The organism is Nocardioides sp. NPDC006273 (genome assembly GCF_040613495.1).
Taxonomy (GTDB): Bacteria; Actinomycetota; Actinomycetes; order Propionibacteriales; family Nocardioidaceae; genus Nocardioides.
Genome location: NZ_JBEXSD010000048.1, coordinates 1 through 24,524 on the forward strand (window position 1 = coordinate 1; position 24,524 = coordinate 24,524).

A 24,524-nucleotide genomic window follows, 5' to 3' on the forward strand; every position below is an offset into this window, starting at 1 on the left:
GGTCTCCTTGACGAACCTGAGGTGGCTCCAGGTCTCGGCCTCGTGGACGCCGTCGAGGTCGCGGATGTGTGACGCGCCGACTCGGCAGGGAATGTGGTCAGAACGAGCCGACTCGGCCCGGTCTTGGATCAGATGTCGCGGAAGGGGGTGATGTTCGCGCCGAGCTGGTTGAGCCGCTCGGCGAGGTCCTCGTAGCCGCGGGCGATGACGTAGGTCGAGCGCAGCACGGAGGTGCCCTTGGAGGCGAGCATCGCGAGCAGGATGACGACGGCGGGACGCAGCGCCGGCGGGCAGACGATCTCGGTGCCGGAGAAGTGCGTGGGGCCCTCGATCATGACCCGGTGCGGGTCCATGAGCGTGACGTTGCCGCCGAGCTTGTTGAGCTCGGTCAGGTAGATCGCGCGGTTCTCGTAGACCCAGTCGTGCAGCAGCGTCTGCCCTTGAGCCACCGCGGCGATGGCGGCGAAGAACGGCAGGTTGTCGATGTTGAGACCGGGGAAGGGGAGCGGGTGGATCTTGTCCAGCGGCGCGTGCAGGATCGAGTGCTTGGTGTTGATGTCGACCAGGCGGGTCTTGCCGTTGAGCGCCAGATATTCCTCGGAGAGGGTGTAGTTGAAGCCCATCTCCTCCAGCGTCGCCAGCTCGATCTCCATGAACTCGATCGGGACCCGCTTGATGGTGATCTCGGAGTCGGTCACGATCGCGGCGGTCAGCAGCGACATCGCCTCGATCGGGTCCTCGCTCGGCGCGTAGTCGACATCGACGTCGATGACCTCGCGGCCGGTGACGCGCAGCGTGGTGGTGCCGATTCCCTCGACCTCCACGCCCAGCTTCTGCAGGTAGAAGCAGAGGTCCTGGACCATGTAGTTGGACGACGCGTTGCGGATCACCGTGGTGCCTGTGTGCAGCGCGGCAGCCATCAGTGCGTTCTCGGTGACGGTGTCGCCTCGCTCGGTCAGCACGATCGGGCGGCCCGGCTGGATCTCGCGGTTGACGCTCGCGTGGTAGGCGCCGTCGGTCGCCTTGACCTCGAGGCCGAAGGGGCGCAGGGCCGACAGGTGCGGCTCAACGGTGCGCGTGCCGAGGTTGCAGCCGCCGGCGTAGGGGAGCTCGAAGCTGTCGAGACGGTGCAGCAGCGGACCGAGGAACATGATCACCGAGCGCGTGCGGCGTGCGGCGGTCTCGTCGACGGCGTCGAGGCGCAGCTCCTTCGGCGGCACGATCTCGAGGTCGTTGTCGTCGTTGAGCCAGCGGGTCTGTACGCCGATCGAGTTGAGCACCTCGATGATCCGGTTGACCTCTTCGATGCGTGCGACCTTGCGCAGCGTCGTACGGCCCCGGTTGAGGAGCGAGCCGACCAGAAGGGCGACCCCGGCGTTCTTCGAGGTCTTGACCGTGATCTCGCCGGACAGGGTCGTCGGGCCGGTGACACGCAGGTGAGTCGGTCCGGCGCCGATGTCGACGAGGGAGGAGTCGAGAGCGGCACCGACCCGGGCGATCATCTCCAGAGAGAGGTTCTGCTGCCCCTGCTCGATCCGGTTGATCGCGCTCTGGCTGGTGTTGAGAAGGTCGGCGAGCTGTGCCTGGGTCAGGCCCTTGTGCTTGCGCGCATCGCGAATCAGATTCCCGATGCGACCTTTGTATCCGTCGGTCATGGTGCACCACCGTAACTCATATATGAGATAAGCCTGGATTCCCCGCCAAGTGTCGGCGATTCGTTCCAACTGTGGGCCCGTCCCCGCAGGGCCACTGTTTGCGACACAGTCGTACGCCGGGTGACAGGATGCCACCATGCACGCGACGACGATCCATGGGGTGGGCGACATCCGCTTCACCCAGGTACCCGACCCCACGCTGGGAAAGCCCACCGACGCGATCGTGAAGGTGGTCGGCTCCTGCATCTGCGGCTCCGACCTGTGGAACTACCGCGGCGCCAACGGCGAGATCGAGGAGCCGCGCACCATCGGTCACGAGTGCATCGGCGTCATCGAGGAGGTCGGTGCCGACGTACGCGACTTCAAGGCCGGCGACTTCGTGATCGTCCCCTTCGACCACTGCGACAACACCTGTCCGCACTGCCTCGCCGGCGTCCAGTCGGTCTGTGACAACCTCGGCTTCACGGTCAGCGGCCAGAGCGAGTACGCGCTGGTCAACCAGGCCGACGGATCGCTGGTCAAGCTCGACGAGACGCCGGACCCGGCGATGTACCCCGACCTGCTCGCACTCACCGACGTGATGGCCACCGGCTGGCACGCCGCGGTGATGTCGGGCCTCGGCTCCGGCGCCCGGGGCGGCACCGCGGTCGTCGTCGGCGACGGCGCGGTCGGCCTGTGCGGCGTGCTCGCGGCCGCCCAGCTCGGCGCCGAGCGGGTCGTCGCGATGTCGCGCCACGAGACCCGTCAGGAGATCGCCAAGAAGTTCGGCGCCACCGACATCGTCGCCGCCCGCGGGAAGGAGGGCGAGGCTGCCGTACGCGAGCTCACCAGCGGCATCGGGGCCGACTACGTCCTCGAGTGCGTAGGCACCGACCAGTCCTTCAAGACTGCCTCGAAGGTTGCCCGCCCAGGCGCGACGGTCGGATTCGTGGGCGTTCCGCACGACGTCAACCTCCCGGTCAACGCGCTCTTCCGCACCAACGTGGGTCTCAAGGGCGGGATGGCGCCGGTACGCCGCTACCTGCCCGACCTCCTGCGCCTCACCCTGGCAGGCACCATCAACCCAGGTCTGGTCTTCGACAAGGCGTTGCCGTTCGCCGAGGCCGCCGAGGGCTACCGACTGATGGACGAGCGCCTCGCGACCAAGGTCCAGCTCACCTACTGATCCCGGGCGGGGGATCGGCCGGGCCGCCGGTCTGAGAGACTCGGCCGATGCCCCGCACCGACACCATGCGCCTTCGTCCGCTGTCACCGGGCGACGAACACGTCTTCGCCGACTGGGCACAGGATGAGGAGTTCCGGGTCGCCAACGGCTGGCCGGAGCGCGACCGCGACGGTCACCTCCGCCACTGGCGCCGGCTGATCGACGCTCCGCCGCCCGAGCTCATCAGGCTCGCCGTGGAGCTCGACGAGGAGGTCGTCGGCTACGCCGACCTCCATGGCCTCGCCCCTGACACCCGCGAGCTCGGCATCGCCATCGGACCGAGCTCGCGCTGGGGTCAGGGCCTCGGCCAGCGGGCCATCAAGACCGCGCTCACCTACGGCTTCTCCGTCCTCGACCTGAGCCGGATCTGGGCCGAGACCCACGAGACGAACGACCGCGCCAAGAAGCTCTTCCGCGCCACCGGGTTCATCGAGACCGGCCGCCACGGCACCGACACCTATCGCGGCGAGGACGTCAGCCTCGTCCAGTACGCCGTCGAGCGCCCTTTCTAGCATCTGCCGAAGCGTCACCGCCGTCGGCCGAGACGTCACTTAGGACGGTCGAGACGTCAGGCTTGACGCTTCGGGCGACGGGAGTGACGTCTCGGCAGGTCAGTCGATGCGTACCGGCTTCTGGTCCGGGTAGCCCTCGGGGAGCAGCATGGTGCCGTCCTGGTGACGGTAGAGGACCTGCCAGTGCCAGTAGAGGTCGTACGCGGCAGGGGACCGCTTCATCTGCTCTGCGTAGGCGCTGACGGCCGCCACGTAGCGGTCGGAGTGGTTGTAGGACCACAGGGCGCCGGACATGTCGCCGGGGGCGCCGTTGTTGGCGAGCATTCGCCCGGCGGCCATGATCGCGTCGCCGGGGTCGTTGATGTCGCCACCGGCGCCGTACTGGGCGAAGGTCGAGGGCAGGAACTGCATCGGACCCTGCGCGCCCGCGGTGCTCGTGCCGCGGATGCGGCCCATCCGGGTCTCGACCAGATGGACGGCCGCGAGGTATTCCCAGGGCGTGCCCGTCTTCTGCTGTGCCTCGCGGTAGAGCCGCCGCAGCTCGTCCGGCCTCGGCGGCGTCACGATCCTCCAGTCCGGCAGCTTCGGCTGCGGGTCGGTCATCACCATGAGCTCGCGTGCCGCGGCGATGTCCGCTTCGAGCTGGGCGCGGTCGGTGCGGCCGAGCGCGCCCAGCACGTCGCCGGTCTCCGCCTTCGACGCCCGGGCGAGGTCGCGGGCGGCGGTCTGCTCGAACAGCGCGGCCTCACGTACGTCCTCGGCCCCCGCGGGCCCGGAGGCGACCGTGGCCATCGCCTGGGTGATGCGCGCGGCCAGCGGGACCGACTCGTCGTCGAGAGGAATCGTGCTCGGCGCCGCAGGCGACGTCTGGGCCGGCGTCGACGCGGACGGGCTGCGGCCAGGATCGGCGGACGGCTCGCTCCCGCAGCCGGCGGCAAGCGCCGATATGGCTGCGATGGCGGTCAGAGCAGCGAGCCGATTACGCACACGCTCGACGCTACCCGAAGCTAGGAGACGCCCCGAGCGATGCTCTGATCGATGATGGCGGCGAGCTCGGCCGGCTTGCTCAGCTGCGGCCAGTGTCCGGTGGGGAGATCGACGTAGGTGACGTCGCTGTGCTTCGGGATGGCGGCGACCGACTCGGTGCCGTCGGCGACCCATTCCTTCAGGTCAGCGGCGGTGTACTCGGGGCAGACGAAGACCGCCGGGACCGAGTAGCGGCGTCCGTCGCCGAGCTCGAACGGCTCGGAGGTCAGGCTGGCGGGGGAGGGACGCAGCAGCGCCTCGAAGGCGGCGCGGTCGAGGTCGCGTACGTCGGCCTCGTCGAACTCCTCCCACGGCACCGGCGGCAGATCGGCGCCGTCGGTCGGGAAGTTCTTGGCGGGGGTCATGCCCGGCTCCGCCGGCCAGCCGCCGACATAGACCACGGTCGCGATCTTGTCGACGCGGGCGTCCAGCGCGGCGCCGGCGACCGCACACCCCATCGAGTGCCCGACGAGGATCACGGGCTCGGCTGCCTCATCGATGGCGGCGACCACGGCGGCGACCTGGTCGGCGACGTGCACGCCGGAGCGGTCCGTCGCGGCCGACTCGAGGCCGGGCAGGGTGAGTGGTCGCGGCGTGTGGCCGGCAGCGGTCAGATGGGGAACGACGAGGTCCCATGAGGAGGCGTCGAGCCAGAGGCCAGGTACGAGAACGATGTCCATGAGGCGATTCTCCACAGGTTGCGGACGATCCGCTTCCGCCATTCACTCGAGTCTGAGCTTGCCGGCTTTCGCACAAAAGAACAGTGACCACCGCGGCTGCGGTGGTCACCATCCTGGACGCCCGAGACAGCTGACGTCAGATCTGTTCAGCGAGCGCCGGCGCCCTCCAGTAGCTCCGCGACCTCGTGGGCGCGGCAGTCGCAGTCGGCGTCACACGGCAAGAAGCGGTGACGTGCGTGGCCGCAGTCGCGGCACGGCATGTCGTGAGAAAGCGTGAAGCTTTGCACCTCAACGGTGTCCCACATTATCTATTCATCCCCCAAAGAATGGTGATCGGTGTTTATCGGTGAACTGCCTGATATGTAACACGATAATCCTCGACTTCGGAAGGGCTGGGACAACACGCCGAGACAATGTTTTCCCTGGTCAGTCGACCGATATGCTTATTCGGTCGACCGATAGATAAACTCATAAGGGCCTGCTGTAGGTGCGATGTAGACGTCCGATTTACGGCGCGTATGGGGGCGCTCTCGGGGTGTTGGGAGAATGAGAACAGAACGCGGACCGGCGCTCGACCACCGACAAGGTGGTGTCAGCTCGGCCACGGTTCCGGAGGACAGAACGCCCAGAGGCGAAGGTCCCGGATCGCCTGGTCGACCTGGGCTGGGCCCCGCTCGAGCCCGCGGGGCGGGAATCCTGCGAGCCTGTTGAGAGTTCTACTACCTGTGAAGAACATCGGATTCTTGTCTTTCGGTCACTGGACGCCGTCGCCCCACTCCCAGACGCAGTCGGCACGGGACGCGCTGATCCAGGGGATCGACCTCGCCGTCGCCGCCGAGGAGTTGGGGGTCGACGGCGCGTACTTCCGGGTCCATCACTTCGCTCGGCAGTACGCCTCGCCCTTCCCGCTGCTCTCAGCGATCGGCGCCCGCACCTCGAAGATCGAGATCGGCACCGGTGTCATCGACATGCGCTACGAGAACCCGCTCTACATGGCCGAGGACTCCGCGGCCGCCGACCTGATCTCCGGCGAGCGCCTGCAGCTCGGAATCAGCCGAGGCTCACCCGAGCAGGTCATCGACGGCTGGCGCTACTTCGGCTATGACCCCGGCGAGAACGCCTCCGAGGCCGACATGGCCCGTGCGCACACCGAGACCTATCTCAAGATCATCGAAGGCGCGCAGTTCGCCGAGCCGAACCCCCGGCCGATGTTCCCCAACCCGCCCGGAAAGCTCCGGGTCGAACCCTACTCCGAGACCCTGCGTGACCGGATCTGGTGGGGATCCAGCTCGCTGGCGACCGCACGCTGGGCTGCCGGCCTCGGCCTGAACCTGCAGAGCTCGACCCTCAAGAACGACGAGAACGGCAAGCCGTTCCACATCCAGCAGCGCGAGCAGATCGAGGCGTACCGCGAAGCCTGGAAGGAGGCCGGCCATGAGCGGGAGCCGCGCGTGTCGGTCTCGCGCTCCATCTTCGCCCTCGTCAACGACGAGGATCGTCGCTACTTCGGCCTCGATCGGCAGACCAAGGACCAGATCGGAAACATCGACGACCAGACCCGCGCCATCTTCGGGCGCTCGTACGCCGCCGAGCCCGACGTCCTGATCGAGGAGCTGGCCGAGGACGAAGCGATCCGAGCCGCCGACACGCTGCTGCTCACCGTCCCGAACCAGCTCGGCGTCGACTACAACGCTCATGTCCTGGAGAGCATCCTGACCCACGTCGCCCCTGCTCTCGGCTGGCGATAGCGTCGTTCGGACCGCTCGCCCTCCGGGTCACAATAGGGCGCATAATCGTTGTCAACCGCCCAACGCGGATGCGCAATTGCTACCGTGCGAGGCGACCGATATTCAAAGGGGACCCCGTTGGCTACGTACGCTGAGCTGCTCGACGTCTATCTTCGCGAGCCCGACCAGGAGTCGCTGAGAGCCTTGCGTGAGGCGATCCTCGAGGCTCCCAACTTCCGGCCCGACCTCGAGATCACCGAGATGATCGCCCCGATGATGTCGGTCGGCGACTACGCCGGCGCGGTCGCCGCGGTCCATGGGCTGATGCCCGGCGCGATCTTCAGCCCCTCGGCCCACGCCGCCCTCGCTGACGCCCAGCGCGGCCTCGGCAATCCCGAGCAGGCTCAGCGCGAGTCGACCCTGGCGCAGGCGGCTCTCGACAGCATCATCAGCACCGGCGACGGCACCGAGTCCGAGCCCTGGTCGGTGCTGCGCACCAGCGACGCCTACGACGTCGTGCTGGCCTCGGGCAAGACACCGCGGTCGCAGGTCGCGGTCGGCAACCTGGACCGGATCGTGTGCACCGACTCGACGGTCTGGTTCTTCGACATCACCACCGAGCTCGCCAGGAGCTGACCGCGGTGCCCAGGTCGGTGCTGATCACCGGCGCAGCCGCCGGAATCGGCCGTGCGACCGCGCTGCGCTTCGCCCGTGAGGGGTGGCTGATCGGCGCCTATGACATCGACCTCGACGGCCTGGCGTCCCTCGCCGCCGAGGTCGAGTCGCTGAGCGGGGACGTGGTCACCGGCCTCCTCGACGTACGCGACGCGACGTCCTGGCAGGACGCCCTGGACGGCTTCGTCGCTGTGAGCGGGGGCAGCCTCGACGTACTCGTCAACAACGCCGGGATCATCCAGATCGGCAGGTTCGCCGACCTTCCGCTGGACCGGCAGCAGGCGATCATCGACGTCAACGTCAAGGGCCTCGTCAACGGCTGCCACCTGGCGCGCCCGTTCCTGCGCCGCGGCTCCCACGTCGTCAACCTCGCCTCGGCCTCGGCGATCTACGGCCAGCCGGGGATGGCGATCTACTCCGCCACCAAGTTCGCCGTACGTGGCCTCTCCGAGGCCCTCGACCTGGAATGGTCCGCGGACGGGATCACCGTGACCGCACTGTGGCCGCTCTTCGCCGACACCTCGATGGTGTGGGGCCACGACTTCCCAGCGCTGCGGCGCCTCAAGGTCTCACTCACCGCCGACGACGTCGCCGAGTCCGTCTACGCGGCCGCGACCAGCGGCCACGGTCTCCTCGGCGGAGTCCACCGAGGAGTCGGCACCAAGGCCAGGGTCCTCATCGCCATCTCCGAAGTCAGCCCGAGCTGGGCCAACCGGATCTTCAACCGGCTGATCTCCACCTGACCCGCCCCGCCGAATCGGTGCCCACAACTCCAGTCTCGGCCCGCCACAACTACGGTCTCGGCGGGTTCTGAATGTTCACCGGGCCGTTGCCGGTAGGGACGGTGTGTGTCGGGTTCCTGACGGGGCCGGCGCGCACGCTCGGGAGCATGATGAGTCGCATCTTGCGGATCCTGCTCGCCGGGACGGTCGCCCTCGTCTTCGCCGCCGCGGCGTTGGCCGCGCCGGCGGCGGCCGAGGGGCTGAGGGCGTCCGACCAGGGTCAGATCGGGTTCGACCGTCGGGAGGTCGCACCAGAGGACGCACGGCCGGGCGGTGGAGCGGATCCGTTCGAGACCGGTGTGGTGATCGTGCTCAACACGCTGCTCCTCGGTGGGCTGGTGGGCGGTGTCCTCTGGGCTCGGCGACGCCTCGACGGCGCAGACAGGTCGCTTCCGACGATGACCGCGTAGCGAGATTGACGTCTCACTTTGCGGGATTCCCCGCGTAAGGTCCGGCGTATGTCGACCTACACCCACGGCCATCACGAGGCGGTCCTGCGCTCGCACAGGTGGCGTACGGCGGAGAACTCCGCTGCCTACCTGCTGCCGCACCTGGACGCTGCCCAGCGGCTGCTCGACGTCGGCGCCGGGCCGGGGACGATCACGCTCGACCTCGCCGGCCGGGTCGCGCAGGTGACCGCCACCGAGATCGGGGAGACGGAGGTCGAGCTCTCCCGGCAGGCCGCCGCGAGCCAGGGAGCGACGAACGTCGACTTCCGGGTCGAGGACGTGCATGCGTTGAGCATCGAGAACGATGCGTACGACGTCGTCCATGCCCATCAGGTGCTGCAGCACGTGGCGGACCCGGTCCAGGCGCTGCGTGAGATGAAGCGGGTGACGACGCCGGGTGGGATCGTGGCCGTGCGCGACAGCGACTACGCGGGATTCGTCTGGTGGCCGGAGTCGACCGAGCTGACCGAGTGGCTGCGGCTCTACCGCGACGCCGCGAGGGCCAACGGCGGCGAGCCCGACGCCGGCCGGCGGCTGGTCTCCTGGGCGCGTGCGGCCGGCTTCGCCGACATCACCGCGACCTCGAGCACCTGGTGCTTCGCAGATCCCGAGGACCGGGCCTGGTGGGGAAGCATGTGGGCGGACCGGTTCACCGACTCGGCGGTCGCCCGCCAGCTGGTCGACTCCGGTGACGCCACGACCGCCGACCTCGCCCGCGTCGCGGACGGGTGGCGGTCGTGGGCGGCTGCCGAGGACGGCTGGTTCTCGGTCCTCCACGGCGAGGTCCTGGCTCGCGCCTGAGGATCGAGCCGAGCAGCAGGCCCGGGCCTCAGCGCCGCAGGATCCGTGCCGAGAGCGTGTTGCCGAGGAGCTGGATGACCTGCACCAGCGCGACCAGGATGAGCACACAGACCCAGGTCACGGCCGGGTCGTACTGGCGATACCCGAAGGTCTGGGCGAAGCTGCCCAGGCCACCGCCCGCGATGAGTCCGGCGACCGCGGACATGTCGACGACCGCGACGAAGGCGAAGGTGTAGCCGAGGATGACCGGCGCCATCGCCTCGGGCACGACCACCGTCGCGGCGATCCGGGCACGCGTGGCGCCCATCGCGCGAGCGGCCTCGATGACGCCTGGCGGGACGGAGACGAGGTTCTGCTCGACGATCCGGGCGATGCCGAACATGGCGGCCAGGACCAGGGAGAAGACGACCGCGGGCGTGCCGATGCCGGTGCCGACGATCAGCCGTGCGGCCGGCTGGACGGCGGCGATGAAGATGATGAACGGGATCGGCCGGAAGAAGTTGACCAGCACGTTGAGGACGAACGAGACGATCACGTTCTCGTAGAGCCCGCCCTTGCGGGTCAGGTAGAGCCCCAGCCCGAGGATGAGGCCGAGGGTGCCGCCGATGAGCATCGTCAGCGCCACCATGAGCAGGGTCTCGCCGGTGGCCTGCCAGATGTCGGGCCACAGCTCACCGAGGCGGGTGTCGGTGGGGAGAGCGGTCAGCATCACAGCTCCTTGGCGGGGACGAGGGCAGCCAGCTCACGTACGGCCTCGTCGACGGAGGTCGCGGGGCCGTCGAGGGAGAGGGTGAGGTTGCCGAAGGTGGCGCCTTGGATCTCCTCGATGCCACCGAAGACGAGCTCGAAGGCGATCCCGCGTTCGAGGAGCACTGCGAAGATGTCGGTCTGGCGGGGGCCGCCTTCACGCAGCTCCACCTTGACGAACCGGCCGGGGTGGCGGGAGCGCAGCGCGGCCAGCGCGTCGGTGGACGGCTCGTCGTCGACGACGGTGCCGACGAAGCGCCGGGTCACCGGCTGCCGCGGTGCCGAGAAGACGTCGTAGACCGGCCCGGACTCGACGATCCGGCCGTTCTCCATGACCGCGACGTGGTCGGCGAGCTCACGCACGACCTCCATCTCGTGGGTGATGGCCACGATGGTGGTGCCGAACTCCTCGTTGACCCGTTTCAGGAGCCGCAGCACCTCGTGGGTCGTCTCCGGGTCGAGCGCGCTGGTGGCCTCGTCGGCGAGCAGGAGCGAGGGGTTGGTGGTCAGTGCCCGGGCGATGCCGACGCGCTGCTTCTGCCCGCCGGAGAGGTTGCGTGGGTAGGTGTGGGCCTTGTCGGGCAACCCGACGAAGTGGAGCAGCTCCGAGATCCGCCGCTGCTGCTCGGCCTTGTCGACGCCGGCGATCTGCAGCGGGTAGGCCAGGTTGCCCCAGACCGTACGCGACTCGAGAAGGTTGAACTGCTGGAAGATCATGCCGATGCCCAGCCGGATCGGACGCAGCTGGCGCTCGCGCAGACCGACCAGCTCGGTGCCGCCTACCTGGATGGAGCCCGAGGTGGCCGGCTCGAGGCCGTTGAGCAGCCGGACCAGGGTGGACTTGCCGGCCCCTGAGTAGCCGACGATCGCCTGGACATCACCGGCGGCGATGTCCAGGTCGACGTCGACCACCGCGTGGACCTCGTTGCGGCCCTTCGCCGCCGGGTAGGTCTTGGTGACGTCACGGAGCCGCACCAGCGGCACCGCTCCGGTTCCCGGGTGCGTCACTGACGCTCCTCAACCTGCTTCTCGGTGTCATCGAGCGACTTCTGCAGGTCCTCGACCGGGATCTTCACCAGCTCGGCGGTGTCACCGGAGGTCTCGTAGACCCCCTTCTGCACGTCCTCGTCGTTCTGGAAGATCTCGACGAGCTTCTTGTACGTCGGGTTGTCCTTGTCCTCGGCGCGGACGGCGAAGATGTTGACGTAGGGGAGCGCCTTGGGGTCAGAGGGGTCGTCGGTCACCAGCGCGTCCTCGAACCTGAGGCCGGCGTCCTCGACGAAGTCGTTGTTGATGATCGCGGCGGCGACGTCGGGGAGGGATGAAGCGGTGATCGAGGCCTGGACCGCCTTGATCTTCACCTTGGAAGAGGGGTCGACGTCCTTGACGGTGCTGAACGGGGTGCCGCCGTCGGTCAGCTCGATCAGCCCCTCGGACTGGAGCAGCACCAGACCACGGGCCTGGTTGGTCTCGTCATCGGGGACGATCACGGTCTCGCCGGCCTTGATCTCATCGAGGCTCTTGTGCTTCGAGGAGTAGAGCCCCAGCGGATAGGTCGCGGTCGAGCCGAGCGCGACCAGGTCGTCGTCGTTCTGGACGTTGTAGTCGGCCAGGAAGATGATGTGCTGGAACTGGTTGAGGTCCAGCTCGCCCTCGGACAGCGCCGGGTTGGGCTGGTTGTAGTCGCTGAAGTTCTTGACCTCGAGGTCGATGCCCTCCTCGCGAGCGGCGTCCTGGAAGGTCTCCCAGTAGGGATCGTCGGCACCGACGACGCCGATGGTGACCTTGGTCAGGTCGCTGCCGGAGTCCTCACGAGTGAGGAAGAACGCCAGGGCGCCGAGCACGATCGCAGCGGCGATGACGATCCCGATGATCAACGGGAGCTTGGACTTGGGAGCCTCGATGAGCGGGGTGGGCTCGGGCGTGTTGGAGGACACGGGTGGGAACCTCTTCTGACGTTGAGAGTGCTTGGGCAACGCGGTTGTTGTCCACCAACACAGTAGACTTAACGAGAATCACACTCGTTTACGCGACCACACCCCGAGATCATGTCATCGACATGCCTCGAGGTGTGTTAGGCGCCGTTCACGCCAGGTCGCGGCGTCTCATCACCACCACTGCGGCAACGGCCGCGACCAGGACGTACGCGGTGACGGTGGCCAGCGCCCGCCCACCCGAGATCGCGTCCAGGACTCCCGGGGTTCCGTTGGCTCCGCCGATGATCGCTCCGGCCAGCGACCCGCCCGCGGTGCCGGGAAGCGCGTCGGTGACGGTCTCCACCCCTGGGAGCAGGCTGCCGACGCCACGGAGCAGGTTCTCGACCACCAGCGACCAGACCAGGCCCAGGCCGACGGCGAGCGCGGGCCCCTTGGCGAGCACCCCGACCAGGAACCCGAGCAGCGCCCACATCTCCAGCACCAGGAATCCGGCGCCGAACGACTGCGCCAGATCGGTCAGGGCCGGCATGGTGATCGACTGGCCCTCGGCCACCGCGATCGCGACCGAGACGCCCGCGCACAGCACCAGCGTCGCCGTCATCATCGCGAACACGAACACGGTCACTGCGGCCAACGAGCCGCCGACGGCGGCGGATCGGCCCGGCCCCTGGGTGAAGACGGTCTTCCAGGTGCCCCACCCGAACCCGTTGCCTGCGACCAGGGCGCCGACGACCATCGCCAGAGCGCCGCCGAACATCGGCAGGCCGCTGACCAGGATGTCCGGGACCGCACTCGGCATCAGCTCGGCCAGCAACTGGGCGTTGGTGGCACCGTCACCGGCGAAGTTGTCGTCGCCGGTCTTGTAGGCGACGTAGTTGAAGACGTAGCCGAAGGACAGCGACAGCGCCAGCCAGGCGCCGACGATCACCCAGATCGCCGACCACTTGCGCAGCCGCAGCAGCTCTGCTGCGGTGGAGTCACTCATTGCCTTCACGTTCATGACGCGACCTCCTTGTTGCGGGTCATCTCAGAGCTGGTCATCTCGAAGAAGGCGTCCTCCAAAGAACGCTCCGCGACGGTGACCTCGTGGACATCGATGGCGTGGGCGACCAGATGCCGTACGACGTCGGGGGCCGCGGTCGCGGGCAGCTCGACCTCGAGCGTCTCGTTGCCGCTGCGGCGTACGCCCTCGTCACCGGCCAGCCGCATCAGCGCCGCCAGAGCAGCGTCCTCCGGAGTCGCCCGGATCTGGAGCGTCGCGGCGCCGCGCAGGTCGGCGACGGTCGACTCGCGCAGCAGACGGCCCTCGGCGATGACCCCGACGCGGTCGCAGATCTCCTGCACCTCCGCCAGGATGTGGCTGGAGAGGATGACTGTCTGGCCGGCCTCGGCGAGCGAGACGACCAGCGCACGCATGTCGGCCATCCCGGCCGGGTCGAGCCCGTTGGTGGGCTCGTCGAGCACCAGCAGATCAGGAGCGCCGAGCATCGCGGCGGCGACACCGAGACGCTGCTTCATGCCGAGCGAGTAGCCCTTGAAGGCATCCTTCGCCCGGTCGGCGAGGTCGACCATCTCGAGCACCCGGTCGACCTCCGTGTCGGCCAGTCCCTGGTAGCGCGCCATCGTGCGCAGGTTGTCGCGTCCGCTCAGGTAGGGATAGAAGCCAGGTCCCTCGACCAGAGCGCCGATCCGGGCTGTCACATCGGGACGCCCGGCCGGACGCCCCAGGATGCTGGCCGCTCCGGCGGTGGGCCGGATCAGGCCGAGCATCATCCGCAAGGTCGTCGTCTTGCCGGCCCCGTTGGGGCCGAGGAAGCCGTACACCTCGCCACGCTTGACGGTCATGCTGACCCGGTCGACGGCGAGCCTGTCGCCGTACCGCTTGGTCAGCCCGTCGGTCTCAACCACGAGCTCGTTCATGGCGACCACGCTTCCGCAGCAGGCCAGCGGTGGCGTCGGCCTCAGCGACGATCCGGGTTACGCAGATCTGCGTAGTGCGGTGCACCACGATGTGGTACGCCTCGGGCGTCCGCGCGAACTACGGTGAGTCCATGTCCTGGTTACGTCGCCACCCGCTGCCGTGGCTGGTCGTCGTTTTCGTGGTGGTCGGCTCGCTGGCCACCGCCTCGCGGGCCGATGCCGGCGGCGCGACGTTCCTGGGCGCCCCGCTCGCCCTGGTGGGGATCTTCCCCGTGCTGCTGCAGCGGCCCCGCGGCTGGGTCGTCGCGGTCAGCGGGCTGTGCGTCGGTGCCTACTTCATCGCTGGGTACGGACCCGGGCCGATCTTCTTCGTGCTGCCCGCCGTCACCTTCGCGGTCGGGCTGTCGCTGCCGTTGCGTCGCTGGGTCGGCTGGGCGATCGGGGGCGCGGCGCTCGCTGTGACCGGGATCATGCTGAACCCCGACCCGCCGGGATCAGGCTCGCAGGCCGGACAGGGGCCGCCGTGGTGGTCCGGGGGACCGGACGGCCACGGCCCGAGCCTCGAGAGCGACCTGTCGATATGGCAGGCCATCGGCCAGGTCGCGATCATCGCCGCCTGCGGTGCGGTCGCGACCGCGCTGCGTGCCCGTAACGAGGCCCGCGCCCAACGGCAGCGCCGCGTGGTCAGCGACGAGCGGGTGCGGATGGCCGCGGACCTGCACGACGGAGTCGGACACGGACTGGCCGTGATCGCGATGCAGGCCGGCGCTGCGCTGCACGTGCTCGACCGCGACCCCGAGGCCGCCCGCCGCAACCTGGAGGCGATCCGGTCAGAGAGCAAGGAGTCGCTCGACCTGCTGCGCCGCCAGCTGGCCCGGCTGACCGACGCGGGGCCCGACGCCGGATCGGCGCCACGGACGCCGGAGCACGGGCTCGCCGACCTGCCCGCACTGGTCGAGCGGGTGCGCACCGGCGGCTTGGAGGTCTCGCTCCGGATCGAGGCCGAGTCGGTGCCGGCGGAGGCGGCTCGGGCCGCGTACGCCGTGGTCCAGGAGGGGCTCACCAACGTGCTGCGGCATGCGGGAGCATCGCGAGCCGAGGTTTCGGTCGTCTCGCTCTCGGGTGCCGAGATGGTGGTGACCGTGCGTGACGACGGGCGGGGATCGGACATTCCCAGCGTGGAGAGAAACTCAGGTATGGGAATTGTGGGAATGCGGTCGCGCGTGGAGGAACTTGGGGGCACCCTGGAGGCGGGGCCGGAGGTACGGGGCTTCCGGCTGCGGGCTTCGATTCCGCTCTCTGGGTCCTCGGCGGATTCGGCGGAGGGGCTGGCATGAGCGAGCGTGAGCGAGCGTCCATGAGCGATCAGAAGCAGATCGGGGTTGCTCTGGTCGATGACCAGCCCCTCGTCCGGATGGGCCTGGCGACCATGATCGGCGCCGAGCCCGACCTGGAGGTCGTCGGCGAGGCCTCTGACGGAAGCGCGGCGCTGCCGATGCTGCGCCGCACCCACCCCGACGTCGTCCTGTGCGACATCCGCATGCCCGTCCTCGACGGCCTCGGCATGCTCGAGCAGGTGACCCGCGACTCCTCCCTCCAGGACGTACGGGTGGTGATGCTGACGACCTTCGAGCTCGACGAGTACGTCTTCGAGGCGCTGCGTCTGGGAGCGAGCGGGTTCCTGCTCAAGGATGCCGAGCCGGTCGCGCTGCTGGATGCGATCCGGGTCGTCGCCGACGGTGGCTCGCTGCTCGCGCCGACGGTGACGAAGCGGGTGATCGAGGAGTTCGGCTCCTCTCGTCGGGCGGCGAACCCGCATCCGCGACTCGGAGACCTGACCGAGCGTGAGCGGGAGATGGTCGCCTGGGTGGCCACCGGTCGTTCCAACGCCGAGATCGCCGCCGAGCTGGTGGTCAGTCCGGACACCGTCCGCACGCACGTCTCGCGTGCGATGGTGAAGCTGCATGCTCGCGACCGCGCCCAGCTCGTCGTCTTCGCGATCGAGTCGGACCTGAGGGTCTAGAGGCCGGGAGATCTATGCGGCCAGCGGGACGCTTCCGGGCATGATGACCGGGGCGCACGAGCAGGTGTCGCTGCAGGCGAGGTAGGTGTGCACCTCATGGCCGCACCGCTGGCACGGCAGGAAGTGCGAGACCGGGAAGCTGCGTACGTTGGTGTTCTCGGGGTTCTGGGCTGTGTCCCACATGACTTTCTCCTGTCCGTGTCTGTTGTTCCTTCATCTGTTCCACGAGTGTGGGCGCCCGATTTCGACACATCTGCTTCAACACCCGGCAGATTCATCGAAATGGGATGATCGGCATCGTGACCAGCAAGCCCAATGGCGGGCAGAGCCAGGAGCAGCGGCTTCGTGACCTGAAGCTGCTGCGGCGGGTGAAGGACCGGATCGACAGGGAGTACGCGCAGCCGCTGGACGTGGAGGCGCTGGCTCGTGGCGTGCACATGTCGTCCGGACACCTGAGCCGGGAGTTCAAGAAGGCCTACGGTGAGCCGCCCTACTCCTACCTGATGACCCGCCGCGTCGAGCGGGCGATGACCCTGCTGCGGCGCGGCGACCTCAGCGTCACCGACATCTGCTTCGAGGTCGGATTCTCCTCACTGGGCACGTTCTCGACACGGTTCAGCGAGCTCGTCGGGATGTCGCCGTCCATCTACCGCGAGAAGGCGGTCGCCGGCGCGGCCGGGATCCCTCCCTGTGTGTCCAAACAGGTCACGCGGCCGGTGCGGCGAAGTTCGATCAGGAATCAAGAAGCGCCAAGACCGGATCCATACCTAACGTGAAGCCATGGACATCAACATCTGCCACAGCTACCTGCCCCACACCGACCCCGAGGCCTCGCTGAGGTTCTACCGCGACCTGCTGGGGTTCGAGGTGAGGAAGGACGTCGGGTACGAGGCGATGCGCTGGCTCACGATCGGACCGCCGGCGCAGCCCGGGATCAGTGTCGTGCTCTACCCACCCAACGCCGACCCGAACATCACCGAGGCGGAGGGCAACGTCGTCCTCGAGATGATGGCCAAGGGCACCTTCGGCAGCATCATGCTCTCCTCGCCGGACATCGACGCCGCATTCGAGAAGATCCAGGCCGGCATCGACGCCGCGGGTGGCGAGATCATGTCGGAGCCGACCGACCAGGACTGGGGAATGCGCGACTGCTCCTTCCGCGACCCGGCGGGCAACACCGTCCGTCTCCAGCAGATCAAGTGAGCAGGGAAAATGTGCGCGCCCGGATTCAACCCTCCGGTTAGCCTGACCGCCATGAACCATCCCAGCACGGCCGCACACGATGCCGACACGCACGATCTGATCCGCGTCCAGGGCGCCCGGCAGAACAACCTCAAGGACGTCTCGGTCGAGATCCCGAAGCGCCGGCTCTCCGTGTTCACCGGGGTGTCGGGCTCCGGGAAGTCGTCGCTGGTCTTCGGCACGATCGCGGCGGAGTCGCGACGCCTCATCGACGAGACCTACTCGACCTTCATCCAGGGGTTCATGCCCAGCTTGCCGCGGCCCGAGGTGGACGCGATGGAGGGGCTGACGACCGCCATCCTCGTCGACCAGGAGCGGCTCGGCGCCAACCCGCGCTCGACACTGGGCACGGTGACCGACGGCCACGCGATGCTGCGGCAGCTCTTCTCCCGGTTGGGGACGCCTCACATCGGGGGACCGACCGCGTTCTCGTTCAACATCCCGACCACCAAGGTCGGCGGCGTCTCGGTCACGGAGTCCGGCAAGAAGAACGTCATCAAGCAGGAGATCTACCTCGGCGGCATGTGCCCCGAGTGCGAGGGCCGCGGTGTCGCGTCCGACCTCGACCTCGGCGCCATCGTCGATGAGTCCAAGTCGCTCAACGAGGGCGCCATCCTCGTGCCCGGCTACAAAGCCGACGGGTGGATGGTGAAGGGATTCGCCGAGACGGGGCTGCTCGACGGGGACAAGCCGATCCGCGACTACACCGAGACCGAGCGTCACGACTTCCTCTACAAGGAGAAGGGGAAGGTCAAGGCGCTCGGGATGAACATGACCTACCAGGGCCTCATCCCCAAGCTGCGCGAGTCGATCTTCAGCAAGGATCCCGAGCAGCTTCAGCCGCACATCAAGGCGTTCGTGGAACGTGCCGCCGTCTTCGCGCCGTGCTCGACCTGCGAGGGCACCCGGCTCAACGAGTCGGCTCGCTCCTCGAAGATCAGGGGCATCGACATCGCCGAGGTCTGTGCCATGCAGATCACCGACCTCGCCGAGTGGCTGCGCGGCATCGACGAGCCAGGCGTCGCGCCGTTGATCGGCTCGCTGCTCCACCTGTGCGACTCGATGACCGAGATCGGCCTCGGCTATCTCTCCTTCGACCGGCCGTCGGGCACCCTGAGCGGAGGTGAGGCGCAGCGTACGAAGATGGTCCGCCACCTGGGCTCGGCGCTGACCGACGTGACCTATGTCTTCGACGAGCCGACCGTCGGTCTGCACCCGCACGACATCCAGCGGATGAACAAGCTCCTCCTCGACCTGCGCGACAAGGGCAACACCGTGCTGGTCGTCGAGCACAAGCCGGAGACCATCGCGATCGCCGACCGCATCGTCGACCTCGGTCCGGGCGCCGGCAGCGACGGCGGCACGATCTGCTTCGAGGGCACCTACGAGGAGCTCGCCGTCGCCGACACGCTGACCGGGCGCCACCTCGGCCACCGCGCCTCGGTCAAGGAGACGGTCCGCGAGCCGAAGGGATATCTGGAGATCCGCGGGGCGACCTCGCACAACCTTCGTAACGTCGACGTGGACGTCCCGCTCGGTGTGCTGACGGTCGTCACCGGTGTCGCCGGGTCGGGGAAGTCGTCGCTGATCCACGGCTCCATCCCGACTGGCACCGAGGTCGAGTTCGTCGACCAGAGCGCGATCAAGGGGTCCCGCCGCAGCAACCCGGCGACGTACACCGGTCTACTCGAGCCCATCCGGAAGGCGTTCGCGAAGGCGAACGGGGTCAAGCCGGCGCTCTTCTCGGCCAACTCCGAGGGCGCCTGCCCGACCTGCAAGGGCAACGGCATGATCTACACCGAGCTCGGCTTCATGGAGACCGTCGCGTCGCCATGCGAGGACTGCGGCGGCAAGCGGTTCCAGCCGCTGGTGCTCGAATACCGTCTCGGCGGGCTCAACATCGCCGAGGTGCTCGACCTGTCCGTCGCGAAGGCGCTCGCGTTCTTCGCCGAGGGCGAGTCGAAGGTGCCGCCGGCTGCCAAGATCCTGGAGCGGATGTCCGACGTCGGCCTCGGCTATCTCAAGCTGGGCCAGCCGCTCAACACCCTTTCCGGTGGCGAGCGACAGCGGATCAAGCTGGCCATGCACCTGGGGGAGAAGGGCGGGACGTACGTCCTGGACGAGCCGACCACCGGCCTTCACCTGGCCGACGTCGACAACCTTCTCGCGCTGCTGGACAAGCTGGTCGACGCCGGCAAGTCGGTCATCGTGATCGAGCACCACCAGGCCGTCATGGCCCATGCCGACTGGATCATCGATCTCGGCCCGGGCGCCGGTCACGACGGTGGGCTGGTCGTCTTCGAAGGCACGCCGGCCGAGCTCGTCGCGAAGAAGTCGACGCTGACCGGCGAGCACCTGGCGGCGTACGTCGGGGCTTGACCATGAGCCGGGGCACGGTCCCTGAAGCGCCCAGGTGGCGCGAATCACGCCCGTTTACGGGCATCTGAATGCGGTCGAGGTAGAGGGTCACACTTAGTGTGAATTGGTTGCAGCAACAATCAAGGAGCACCCGAGATGACCCTCTACCTTCCCGAGCACAGGCAGACCACGCCGGTGGAGATCGCTCCCGTGCCGGCGCGACCGGCGCCGGTCTGGCCGCGCGGGCTGGTGGCCACGGCCATCGCGGCGGTCGCCACGACGCTGATGGCGGTGATCGCCAAGACTGCAGGGGTCGACTTCGGCAGCAGTCTCGGCGACGTGCCCATCTCGGCCTTCCCGTTGTTGACCGTCTACTGCTCGCTGATCGGCATCATCATCGCCGAGGTGACGGCCCGGGTCGCCAAGCTGCCCCGCTCGACCTTCCAGATCACTGCCATCGTGCTCACCGGGCTCTCCCTGATCCCCGACGTGGTGCCGTTCTTCGAGTTCGACCTGGCCTTCGTCGGAGTCCTGTGCCTGACGCACATCGTCGCCGCCGCGATCGTGGTTCCGATGATCGCGCTGCGGATGGAGGAGCGTCGCGGCCTCGGGCTGCGCGCTCCTGCTCATCGCCGATAGCGGACGAAAACTGTCCTGATTCGGTGCCAGGATTGAGCCATGGCAATCGAAACTCGAAGCTTCCAGGTCACCTTCGACGCGCAGGACCCACGGGCTCTCTCCACTTTCTGGCGTGACGTCCTCGGTTACGTCCACCCCGGTCCGCCGGGAGTCGAGGTCCCCGAGGGCGCCGATCCGCTGGACGCGTGGGACTCGTTCCTCGAGCAGGTGGGCGTGCCGCCCGAGCAGCGCAACAACGCCTCGGCGATCGAGGATCCCACCGGCGCCGGCCCCCGGGTCTTCTTCCAGCGCGTTCCGGAGTCGAAGACCGCCAAGAACCGCGTCCACCTCGACGTCCGGGCAGCTCCCGGGCTGCAGGGGGAGGAGCGGATGGCCGCACTCGAGGCGGAGTGCGAGCGCGTCGTCGCGCTCGGAGCCACCCGGGTCCGCCGCGTCGAGCCCGACCCGCCGATGAGCCACGGCTTCATCGTCATGCAGGACCCCGAGGGAAACGAGTGGTGCCTCGACTGAGGCAGTCCGATCCGGTCGGTCTCGAACGTCGCATGGTCCGCGGCTGAGGGTCGCGTCTCCGTGGTGAAAGAAGATCATCTTTCACCACGAGCGCGGCCGACGTGCGAGCAGGGTGGAGTCGTCGATATCGACCCGGATGCCGTCTCGGACGGTCGAGCGGGGCCGCTGCTCGACGACGACCGGCTCGAACCCCTCCGGGAGTCCGGGCAGCAGCTCCTCGGCGAGGAACATCGCGTCGTGGTGGCTGTGGTGGGTGCTCTGCTGAAAGAGGGCCTCCGAGGGTGCGTGACCGACGATCAGGAGATGGCCACCGGGACCGACCGCGGTGGCCAGCCGGCCGGCGACGTCGACCATGCTCCCGTCGGGCGTGTGCAAGAAGTGGCAGGTGACCAGGTCGAACTCCCGATCACCGGCCTCGAAGGTGCGGGCGTCGGCCTGCCACCAGGACGTACGCTCCGCCAACCCCGCCTCCTCAGCATGGCGCTTCGCTCGGGCGAGCCCGTTCGCCGAGAAGTCGGCGCCGGTGACCGTCCAGCACTGCTGCGCGAGCCAGATGACGTCGCCGCCCTCGCCGCAGCCGACATCCAGCGCCGTTCCCGGCGTCAGCGCGGCGACCTCGGCGACGAGCTGCGGGTTCGGATCGCCGCTCCAGACCTTCTCCTCGCCGGCGTAGCGCTCCTCCCACGACTCCGGCTCGAACATCCTGCGCTCCTCGTCCTCGCTCATGGAAACAACCTAGTGGGCGGTCGGCGATACTCTCACCCATGCACGCTCTCGTACGCCGCCCCTCGCCCCGTCTCGCCGACGGGCTCGTCACCCACATCGAGCGGAGCCCGGTCGACCTCGACCTCGCTCACGAGCAGTGGGAGTCGTACGTCGCTGCGATGCGCGGCGCCGGATGGACCACACACGAGGTCGTCCCAGCAGACAGCTGCCCGGACTCGGTCTTCGTCGAGGACACGATGGTCGTCTTCGCAGACCTGGCCGTGATCAGCCGTCCGGGTGCGCTCGAGCGTCGCCCGGAGATCGACGCTGCCGAGGACGCCGTCCGGGAGCGGGGCTACCGGATCGCCCACATCGAGGCACCCGGCACGCTCGACGGCGGGGACGTGCTCAAGCACGGGAACACCGTGTGGGTGGGGGAGGGCGGGCGTACGAACGCCGCCGGAATCGCTCAGCTCCGCGCCCTGCTCAGTCCTCTCGGCGCCGAGGTCGTCGCCGTCCCGGTCTCGAAGGTGCTCCACCTCAAGTCGGCCGTCACCGCGCTGCCCGACGGCACGGTGATCGGTCACGAGCCGCTGGTCGACGACCGGAGCGTGTGGGGAGCCCGATTCCTGCCGGTCCCGGAGGAGTCGGGCTGCCACGTGGTCGTTCTCGACGACCGCACGTTGCTGATGGCCGCCTCGGCGCCCCTGAGCAGAGCGATCTTCGAGGAGCGCGGCTACACGGTCGTGGCGGTCGACATCTCCGAGTTCGAGAAGCTCGAAGGCTGCGTCACCTGCCTCTCGGTGCGGCTACGAGCAGCTCAGGGCTGACGCGGCAGGGTCGAGCAGTTCGAGCTGGCGGCGACACCCTTGACCCGGTCCGTGACCCAGGTGACCGCAGCGGTCTGGTCGACGAGCAGTGGCGTGATGTGGTTGGTGACCAGCCCGTCGCCGAGGTTGGGCAGGACGACCGCCTTGTAGGTCACCTGGGCGCCCTGACCGCACCAGTCGACGGCCAGCTGTCGGGCCTGCGCGTGCGGGACGATGTCGTCCTCCGTGCCGGTGGCCAGGCGTACGGGGATTCGCGGTGCGATGGTCCCGATCTTCTGCTCGGTGATGATCGCCTTCACCGTCGGCTCGCGCTCGATGACATCGTCGAGGCTCTCCCCGGAGACCGTCCAGCTGCTGCTCCGCCGGAACGGGTAGCGGACGATCCCGTCGCCGACGCATGCCGTCGAGAGATCCTCGAGGGCGGCTTTGCCGGCCCTGTTGAGATTCTCGTCCAGGATCGGCCGCAGCTCCGGGTTGGATTGCGCCAGGCCGTTGATGGTCCAACCCAGCGCCGCCACCAGGGCAGAGCCGTCGATACCTCGCGCCGTCGCCCGCAGATCGGCCGGCGGCGCGCCGACGTAGGCACCGACGAGGTTGACGTCGGGTGCGTACGTCGGGTGGAGCTCGGCTGCGGACCCGGTCGCGCCGCCACCCTGGCTGTAGCCGTAGAGCGCCACCCGTGACGCGCTCGTCACCGACGTAGCTGGGACCTGGCGCGCCGCCCGTGCGGCGTCCAGGACGGCGTGGCCGCCGTCGACCCTGTCGACGTAGGTGTGAAGGCGGTCGGTGGCACCCAGACCGACGTAGTCGGTCACCATCACCGCCACACCGCGAGCCAGCAGGCGGTAGATTCCGATGTCCTCGTACCCCACCGAGACGGTCCTGCCGTTGAAGAAGATCGGTCGTTCGAGTCCGAGCGAGGCCGAGCACTGGTCGCCCTGGCCCATGGTGCCGGGCGCGACGACGACCAACGGGCGATCGCCCGCGCCGCCCCAGCGGGCGAACGGCTCGATGTAGGCGCCGGTCACCGCGGCCGGGGAGCCGTTGTTGTCGGTCGTCTTGTACATGACCCGGGTCGCCGTTCCTGGCAGCGATCCGATGCCCGGGATGGTGAGACCAATGCCGAGGGGGAGCGGCTCGGTTCGAACGAGGTCGCCGTCGGCCTCCGGGAGGGTCGGCGGCGGGTTGTAGAACTCGGGGATCTCGACTCCGCGAGACACGGCAGTGGTGCCGTTGTCGGCGGCGGCGGCGGCAGGGACTGCCACCGCGCTCAACGCGGCGGGGGAGACCGCGGCGGCGGCCAGGGCGGTGACCAGCATCGCCCTCGATGCGTGCAGAGGCATGGGGGAACTCTCCTCACGTGAGCGGGACTGCTCCGTCCCGAGTTACTGAAGAGTAATGTGACTCCGCTCACGCCGACAAGAGGTTGAGTCAACATTTGTACACCGAAACGCTCAGCGGCTCGGTCACACGCGGAGCACCGGCTGACGAAGGATCGTCCGCAGCTTGGCTGGCTCGACCCGCCGCGGGTCGCCGAGGTAGATCTCGTGGTGCTTCCCGGTCAGCCGCAGCCCATGCTCGGGGATGAAACGATCGTGCATCTCCTCCAGCACCGGGCCCTCGTCGTCGTACGGCCCGATGTGCAACGTCTGCACGCAGGTGCCTTCAGCGAGCGTCTCCAGCCGCACCTTGTCCAGGCTCGCCGGGCGATCCTTCGCGCCGACCCTCGTCACCGCCTCATCGAACATCTGCGCGGTGGCCCGCTCCGGCGTCATGATCATCGCGGTCCAGTCCCACTGCGACTTGTCCCGCGCCCCGGCGAACGCTTCCATGTCCTCGGCCCACCACAGCGCCTCCAGCGGCGGCACCACGTAGTCGCGGCCCTCGCTCTTGCTGGCGAACTTGAGCTTGTACGCCACGGGGTAGAGCGCCGCTAGCGCGTCCGCGTACTCCTGGGCCGTGTTGGGATCACCGTGGCCGTCGACCATCAGGTAGGGGAGTGGGGGCACCTCGAGCACCCGGAACTCGCCGTGGCGCGCCCGATAGCTGTCGAGCGTCTTTTTCAGATCCACCTTCGCCGCCATGAGGACCATGATGTCGCG

The 24,524-nt window shown here is 68.4% G+C and carries 27 protein-coding genes; 15 read left to right on the forward strand and 12 right to left on the reverse strand.

All coding sequences use genetic code 11. The features are described 5' to 3' along the window. Positions 1-128: 128 nt before the first annotated feature. Entirely contained in the window at positions 129-1,655 is a 1,527-nt protein-coding gene (locus tag ABZZ22_RS19345; RefSeq protein WP_292653238.1) for a UDP-N-acetylglucosamine 1-carboxyvinyltransferase, read from the reverse strand. A 136-nt stretch (positions 1,656-1,791) separates the two neighbouring features. On the opposite strand from ABZZ22_RS19345, the gene ABZZ22_RS19350 reads away from it, so the two are divergent. Next, positions 1,792-2,820 (forward strand): zinc-dependent alcohol dehydrogenase family protein, encoded by a 1,029-nt coding sequence (locus ABZZ22_RS19350; protein WP_354934387.1) that lies wholly within the window; start codon positions 1,792-1,794, stop codon positions 2,818-2,820. Positions 2,821-2,867: 47 nt separating this feature from the next. Beyond that, positions 2,868-3,371 (forward strand): GNAT family N-acetyltransferase, encoded by a 504-nt coding sequence (locus ABZZ22_RS19355; protein ID WP_354934390.1) that lies wholly within the window; start codon positions 2,868-2,870, stop codon positions 3,369-3,371. 99 nt (positions 3,372-3,470) lie between these two features. Here ABZZ22_RS19355 and ABZZ22_RS19360 read toward each other — a convergent pair whose 3' ends face one another. Next, on the reverse strand, positions 3,471-4,358 hold the full coding sequence (locus ABZZ22_RS19360) for a transglycosylase SLT domain-containing protein (protein WP_354934394.1): 888 nt from the start codon (positions 4,356-4,358) through the stop codon (positions 3,471-3,473). Positions 4,359-4,378: 20 nt separating this feature from the next. Further along, a complete protein-coding gene (locus ABZZ22_RS19365; RefSeq protein WP_354934397.1) occupies positions 4,379-5,077 on the reverse strand; it encodes an alpha/beta hydrolase in 699 nt (232 codons plus the stop codon). Between the two features lie 743 nt (positions 5,078-5,820). Between ABZZ22_RS19365 and ABZZ22_RS19370 the strand changes: the two genes are divergently transcribed. The 5 genes from ABZZ22_RS19370 to ABZZ22_RS19390 all read left to right on the forward strand — a co-directional run bounded on the left by ABZZ22_RS19370 (position 5,821) and on the right by ABZZ22_RS19390 (position 9,511). Beyond that, positions 5,821-6,825 (forward strand): LLM class flavin-dependent oxidoreductase, encoded by a 1,005-nt coding sequence (locus ABZZ22_RS19370; RefSeq protein ID WP_354934400.1) that lies wholly within the window; start codon positions 5,821-5,823, stop codon positions 6,823-6,825. A gap of 117 nt (positions 6,826-6,942) precedes the next feature. Continuing rightward, on the forward strand, positions 6,943-7,440 hold the full coding sequence (locus ABZZ22_RS19375) for a DUF4919 domain-containing protein (protein ID WP_354934403.1): 498 nt from the start codon (positions 6,943-6,945) through the stop codon (positions 7,438-7,440). A gap of 5 nt (positions 7,441-7,445) precedes the next feature. Continuing rightward, positions 7,446-8,222 (forward strand): SDR family oxidoreductase, encoded by a 777-nt coding sequence (locus ABZZ22_RS19380; RefSeq protein WP_354934406.1) that lies wholly within the window; start codon positions 7,446-7,448, stop codon positions 8,220-8,222. 146 nt (positions 8,223-8,368) lie between these two features. After that, on the forward strand, positions 8,369-8,671 hold the full coding sequence (locus tag ABZZ22_RS19385; protein WP_354934409.1) for a hypothetical protein: 303 nt from the start codon (positions 8,369-8,371) through the stop codon (positions 8,669-8,671). A 48-nt stretch (positions 8,672-8,719) separates the two neighbouring features. Then, positions 8,720-9,511 (forward strand): class I SAM-dependent methyltransferase, encoded by a 792-nt coding sequence (locus tag ABZZ22_RS19390; RefSeq protein WP_354934412.1) that lies wholly within the window; start codon positions 8,720-8,722, stop codon positions 9,509-9,511. A gap of 28 nt (positions 9,512-9,539) precedes the next feature. Here the strand turns inward: ABZZ22_RS19390 and ABZZ22_RS19395 are convergent, their stop codons facing one another. The 5 genes from ABZZ22_RS19395 to ABZZ22_RS19415 form a co-directional block, all read right to left on the reverse strand. Continuing rightward, positions 9,540-10,220 (reverse strand): methionine ABC transporter permease, encoded by a 681-nt coding sequence (locus ABZZ22_RS19395; protein ID WP_292650898.1) that lies wholly within the window; start codon positions 10,218-10,220, stop codon positions 9,540-9,542. Further along, positions 10,220-11,266, reverse strand: coding sequence for a methionine ABC transporter ATP-binding protein (locus ABZZ22_RS19400; protein WP_354934415.1), 1,047 nt, complete (start codon positions 11,264-11,266; stop codon positions 10,220-10,222). Before ABZZ22_RS19400 ends, ABZZ22_RS19395 begins: the two co-directional genes overlap by 1 nt. Further along, positions 11,263-12,195, reverse strand: a complete 933-nt coding sequence (locus ABZZ22_RS19405) for a MetQ/NlpA family ABC transporter substrate-binding protein (RefSeq protein WP_354934418.1) — start codon at positions 12,193-12,195, stop codon at positions 11,263-11,265. Before ABZZ22_RS19405 ends, ABZZ22_RS19400 begins: the two co-directional genes overlap by 4 nt. A 148-nt stretch (positions 12,196-12,343) precedes the next feature. Next, positions 12,344-13,195, reverse strand: coding sequence for an ABC transporter permease (locus tag ABZZ22_RS19410; RefSeq protein ID WP_354934421.1), 852 nt, complete (start codon positions 13,193-13,195; stop codon positions 12,344-12,346). Continuing rightward, complete coding sequence (locus tag ABZZ22_RS19415) at positions 13,192-14,115, reverse strand: ABC transporter ATP-binding protein (RefSeq protein WP_354934425.1); 924 nt, start codon at positions 14,113-14,115, stop codon at positions 13,192-13,194. Before ABZZ22_RS19415 ends, ABZZ22_RS19410 begins: the two co-directional genes overlap by 4 nt. A 131-nt stretch (positions 14,116-14,246) precedes the next feature. On the opposite strand from ABZZ22_RS19415, the gene ABZZ22_RS19420 reads away from it, so the two are divergent. Beyond that, positions 14,247-15,452 (forward strand): sensor histidine kinase, encoded by a 1,206-nt coding sequence (locus ABZZ22_RS19420; RefSeq protein WP_354934428.1) that lies wholly within the window; start codon positions 14,247-14,249, stop codon positions 15,450-15,452. A gap of 20 nt (positions 15,453-15,472) precedes the next feature. Further along, on the forward strand, positions 15,473-16,138 hold the full coding sequence (locus ABZZ22_RS19425) for a response regulator transcription factor (RefSeq protein WP_354934431.1): 666 nt from the start codon (positions 15,473-15,475) through the stop codon (positions 16,136-16,138). 12 nt (positions 16,139-16,150) lie between these two features. Here the strand turns inward: ABZZ22_RS19425 and ABZZ22_RS19430 are convergent, their stop codons facing one another. Further along, a complete protein-coding gene (locus ABZZ22_RS19430) occupies positions 16,151-16,321 on the reverse strand; it encodes a hypothetical protein (RefSeq protein ID WP_179657828.1) in 171 nt (56 codons plus the stop codon). 116 nt (positions 16,322-16,437) lie between these two features. Here ABZZ22_RS19430 and ABZZ22_RS19435 point away from each other — a divergent pair, with 116 nt between their 5' ends. From ABZZ22_RS19435 to ABZZ22_RS19455, 5 genes are all read left to right on the forward strand, one after another. Continuing rightward, positions 16,438-16,914: a helix-turn-helix transcriptional regulator gene (locus tag ABZZ22_RS19435; protein WP_354934434.1), complete on the forward strand. Its 477-nt coding sequence runs from the start codon at positions 16,438-16,440 to the stop codon at positions 16,912-16,914. A gap of 4 nt (positions 16,915-16,918) precedes the next feature. Continuing rightward, entirely contained in the window at positions 16,919-17,341 is a 423-nt protein-coding gene (locus ABZZ22_RS19440; RefSeq protein WP_354934437.1) for a VOC family protein, read from the forward strand. Between the two features lie 51 nt (positions 17,342-17,392). After that, a complete protein-coding gene (locus ABZZ22_RS19445) occupies positions 17,393-19,759 on the forward strand; it encodes an excinuclease ABC subunit UvrA (protein WP_354934440.1) in 2,367 nt (788 codons plus the stop codon). 135 nt (positions 19,760-19,894) lie between these two features. Further along, entirely contained in the window at positions 19,895-20,377 is a 483-nt protein-coding gene (locus ABZZ22_RS19450; RefSeq protein WP_354934443.1) for a DUF6069 family protein, read from the forward strand. A 39-nt stretch (positions 20,378-20,416) separates the two neighbouring features. After that, positions 20,417-20,887, forward strand: coding sequence for a VOC family protein (locus ABZZ22_RS19455; RefSeq protein ID WP_354934446.1), 471 nt, complete (start codon positions 20,417-20,419; stop codon positions 20,885-20,887). Positions 20,888-20,968: 81 nt separating this feature from the next. Here the strand turns inward: ABZZ22_RS19455 and ABZZ22_RS19460 are convergent, their stop codons facing one another. Beyond that, positions 20,969-21,613, reverse strand: a complete 645-nt coding sequence (locus ABZZ22_RS19460) for a methyltransferase domain-containing protein (protein WP_354934449.1) — start codon at positions 21,611-21,613, stop codon at positions 20,969-20,971. Positions 21,614-21,651: 38 nt separating this feature from the next. On the opposite strand from ABZZ22_RS19460, the gene ddaH reads away from it, so the two are divergent. Then, positions 21,652-22,422: a dimethylargininase gene (ddaH, locus tag ABZZ22_RS19465; protein ID WP_354934452.1), complete on the forward strand. Its 771-nt coding sequence runs from the start codon at positions 21,652-21,654 to the stop codon at positions 22,420-22,422. Here the strand turns inward: ddaH and ABZZ22_RS19470 are convergent. Then, positions 22,413-23,765, reverse strand: a complete 1,353-nt coding sequence (locus ABZZ22_RS19470) for a lipase family protein (protein WP_354934455.1) — start codon at positions 23,763-23,765, stop codon at positions 22,413-22,415. The genes ddaH and ABZZ22_RS19470 overlap by 10 nt on opposite strands. A gap of 123 nt (positions 23,766-23,888) precedes the next feature. Next, a complete protein-coding gene (locus ABZZ22_RS19475) occupies positions 23,889-24,506 on the reverse strand; it encodes a GyrI-like domain-containing protein (RefSeq protein ID WP_354934458.1) in 618 nt (205 codons plus the stop codon). Positions 24,507-24,524: the final 18 nt, after the last annotated feature.